The organism is Streptomyces atriruber, assembly GCF_001418325.1.
In the GTDB taxonomy this organism is placed as follows: Bacteria; Actinomycetota; Actinomycetes; order Streptomycetales; family Streptomycetaceae; genus Streptomyces; species Streptomyces atriruber.
Genome location: NZ_LIPN01000656.1, coordinates 1 through 1,046, shown reverse-complemented (window position 1 = coordinate 1,046; position 1,046 = coordinate 1). Strand labels below are relative to the sequence as shown.

Genomic DNA, 1,046 nt, shown 5'->3' with positions numbered 1-1,046 from the left:
CCCCCGGCTCGTACGCCGAGAACGTGCGCCGCAGCAGCGGCAGTACGTCGGTGAAGGCGCCGTCCGACACGCCGCTCAGCCAGTCGTCGACCAGCCCCAGCAGCCGCTCGTCGTGCACGAGCAGCATTCCGCCCCCGGATCCGCCCCCGACGAACCCCTCGATCCAGGCGGCGCCTTCGGCGGGCGCGCTCCCCCGGGACAGCGCGAGCCCCATGAGCCGGGCGACCTCCTCGTCCCCCAACTCCCCGCCGTCCAGCAGCAGTCGCACACAACGTCCCCGCACGACCCCGGCGACGGACTCCCGCCGGGCGAGCACGCCCAGTACGGAGTGCCACCGCGCGCGGACCCCCTGCGCCGTTCCCGTGCCCGTGCCCTCCGCGCGGTCCGGACCGAACTCCCCGAGCAGGCCCACCGCCTGATGCACCGCGTCGACGTGCCGCCGCATCTCCAGGGCCGCGTCCGCGTCCAGCCCCGTGCACGAGGGCGGCAACCCGACGAAGATCCGCTCGGCGAGCCCGAGGGCGACCTCACCGAGGGCCTCCGTGCCCGTCCCCCGAACGTCCCCGTACCGAAGGGACCGCACCAGCGCGGGCAGCGCCTGGGCGAGGTGCCCGACGTCCGCGTCCAGCGCCGCCCGGTCCGCCAGCACCCGCATCACCACGGGCAACGCGTCCGGCAGCTCCGCCAGCAGGCATCGCTCGGCGAGCGCGGTGACGTCCGCGAGCGCCCCCGCGCCCACCGCGTCGGACGACGCCTTGCCCGTGGCCGCGCCCAGGACCGTGGTCCCCCACACCCCTGCCTCGGCGACCCGCACGGCGAGCTCCGGCTCCCACCGCAGCCGCCAGGTCTCCCGGAACGTACCCGTGCTCCCCCGGGACGCCACCGGCTCGCCCCAGCCGATGCCGAGGAGCCGCAGCCGGTGCAGCAGCCTGCTGCGCCCGGCATCCGTCTCCTTGCGGAGGTCGAGCTCCAACTCCCGCTCCAGCGCCTCCGGTTTGAGCCGCAGCCTGCGCTGCAGCCTGGTGAGGTCCCGCTGCAGCGGGACC

General features: G+C 76.1%; 1 protein-coding gene. It reads right to left on the bottom strand.

Features of this window, described 5'->3' with window-relative positions; translation table 11 throughout:
• A partial coding sequence (locus AOK03_RS39775; protein WP_244177956.1) for a DUF5682 family protein occupies positions 1-1,046 on the bottom strand: 1,046 nt, incomplete at both ends.